This window comes from uncultured Cyclobacterium sp. (assembly GCF_963976465.1).
Classification (GTDB): Bacteria; Bacteroidota; Bacteroidia; order Cytophagales; family Cyclobacteriaceae; genus Cyclobacterium.
The window spans coordinates 1-2,280 of the sequence record NZ_CAXBOC010000668.1 but is presented as its reverse complement, the minus strand read 5'-3'; the positions used below and the strand labels follow the sequence as shown (position 1 = coordinate 2,280).

3 protein-coding genes are annotated in these 2,280 nt (G+C 39.3%); 1 reads left to right on the top strand and 2 read right to left on the bottom strand.

What is annotated here, in order from left to right; all coding sequences use genetic code 11:
- The coding region (locus AAC037_RS23655) for a class 1 fructose-bisphosphatase (RefSeq protein ID WP_339906102.1) at positions 1-594 on the bottom strand (594 nt) is incomplete at its 3' end.
- 54 nt (positions 595-648) lie between these two features.
- Between AAC037_RS23655 and AAC037_RS23650 the strand changes: the two genes are divergently transcribed.
- Positions 649-1,917 carry an aspartate kinase gene (locus AAC037_RS23650; RefSeq protein WP_339906101.1) on the top strand — a complete coding sequence of 423 codons (1,269 nt, stop codon included), beginning with the start codon at positions 649-651 and terminating at the stop codon, positions 1,915-1,917.
- A 48-nt stretch (positions 1,918-1,965) separates the two neighbouring features.
- On the opposite strand, the gene AAC037_RS23645 is transcribed toward AAC037_RS23650, so the two are convergent.
- Entirely contained in the window at positions 1,966-2,124 is a 159-nt protein-coding gene (locus tag AAC037_RS23645) for a hypothetical protein (protein ID WP_339906100.1), read from the bottom strand.
- Positions 2,125-2,280 lie beyond the last annotated feature (156 nt).

Here is a 2,280-nt window from a genome sequence, read left to right as displayed (position 1 = left end):
ACGTTCATAAGTAAAACCATTGGCACCATTGCCTGTGGAATATACCAACATTGTAGAAGAGCCATACAACACATAGCCTGCAGCTACTTGCTCTCTGCCCTTTTGCAATACATCCACATCTTGAATAGGTGATCCTGAAGGAGTAACCCTCCTATAGATGGAAAACACAGTACCTATTGAAACATTTACATCTATATTTGAAGAGCCATCCAATGGGTCTATAGCGACTACGTATTTACCTTTACTATTTTGCAAATCAATCACCAAATCCTCTTCCTCAGAGACTATGGCACAAACTTCTCCACCTTTGGTAAGGGCTCTGGTGAACCTAACATCAGCTATCACATCCAATTTTTGTTGCTCTTCACCCTGAACGTTTATCTGCCCGAAAGCTCCGGTTACATCCGATAAACCGGCTCTGCTTATTTCTCTGGAAACAATCTTTGCCGCCAAGGCAATGTCTCTCAATAATTGGGATAATTCACCCGATGCAAATGGAAAATCTTCTTGTTTGCTTTTGATAAATCTATCCAAAGTAACCCCAACATTATATGCCAGGTTCTGGGTATCTTGTTTGTAAGGTTGTGTCTTCATACCTTTGAAGTTAATAGATTATCGTTAAAAATTTACTTTTTCCTTTCTATTTTCATGATACAACCTTTGGTTTATAAATTTGGTGGTGCGTCCATAAAAGACGCCAAAGCAATTCAGAGAATTGCACAGTTACTCAAAAGTCGATGGGTAAATAATTTGGTAATAGTTGTTTCTGCAGCCGGTAAAACGACTGATCGACTGGAAGAGTTAATAAGCCTATCTTTTGATAATAAGGAATTTAACGGGCCATTAATGGACTTGATGGAGTACCATTTGGACCTATGCAAAGGTTTATTTGAAGAAGGCCATTCCATCTTTTCAAGGGTAGAAAATCATTTTGCTCAATTGCACCGTGGCCTGGAAAATACTTCGATAAAAGAAAACCAAGGTTTCTTTTATGACCAAATCATTGGCTATGGTGAATTGATTTCCACTAGGATAATTCAAGAATACCTTTGTTTGATTGGCTGTTCATGTCTTTGGCAGGATGCAAGAGAGCTAATTAGCACAGATTCCCATACCAAAATGGCCAAGGTAGATTGGGCACTAACGATGCAGCACTGTAGAAAAGCCCTTATTCCAAAGCTGGAAAGTTTTCCAGTAGTCACTCAAGGTTTTATTGGAAAGGATCTTCAAGGAAACACCACAACCCTCGGCAGGGAAGGTTCAGATTTTACTGCCGCTATATTGGGTGTTAGCCTTGGGGCTTCTTCAGTTACCATTTGGAAAGACGTAGCAGGTATCTTGAATGGTGACCCGGACCTTTTTCCTGATGCGGTCAAATTTGAATACCTTGATTTTGAAGAAGCGGCCGAGATGACTTACTATGGAGCCAGTGTGATTCATCCTAAGACCATTAAACCCCTAAGTAAACATGGTATTTCACTGTATGTGCAATCATTTTTAGACCCTGACAAGCCGGGTACAGTTATAGGTCCATTTGGGCAAGCCCCAAGAATTCCAATTACCATTATAAAAAATAACCTGTGCCTTATTGAACTTAGGATAAGGGATCTCTCCATGTTGGGAGGTTTTCATTTTGAATATATTTATGATGTAGCAGATGATATCAACGCAGAAATTCAATTGATCCAAAGTGCTGCTGCCCATATAAATATCGTAATCAACACAATCTCACTTACTGATGATCAAATTACCAAAGCTTTCAGGGATATTTTTCATGTAAGGATAAAAAGAGGTATTAAATTAATTACCGTTAAGAATCCTACGGTGGCAGAGTTGGATCATTACCGTAGGATGGAGGCCGATCTAATTCTCGAACAAAGGAGTCCAGACTTGGTGCAGTGGCTGCTTGAAAATTAATTTCCGTTAAAACGCTCCGGCATGGTGATAAAAAGAATGCCGGACGAATTACCTATTAGTTATTTCGGTATGATTTTTTTCAAGAGCTTCTATGAAACCGTCCAAAGAACTGTCAAGGATTTCATAAACCTTCTGAAATCCGTCCACACCTCCGTAATAGGGGTCAGGAACCTCACTAAAGGCCGCATTGCTTTGGAATGATCGCATCAAAAAAAGGTTTTTAGCAGAAGTGCGTTATTACGGATTACAAAAAGGGTTTAAACCCGGATGGTCTAGTTGGGTATATAAAGAAAAGTTTGGTCATTTTCCAAAAAGGTTAGATGTAAAACCAATAATTACTAGCGAAGAAGTTTTAGGGTATAT

Bases quoted from the DNA above. Each gene is read 5' to 3' on its own strand.
- AAC037_RS23650 (WP_339906101.1), top strand. From the start codon at position 649: ATGATACAACCTTTGGTTTATAAATTTGGTGGTGCGTCCATAAAAGAC.
- AAC037_RS23645 (WP_339906100.1), bottom strand. From the start codon at position 2,124: ATGCGATCATTCCAAAGCAATGCGGCCTTTAGTGAGGTTCCTGACCCC.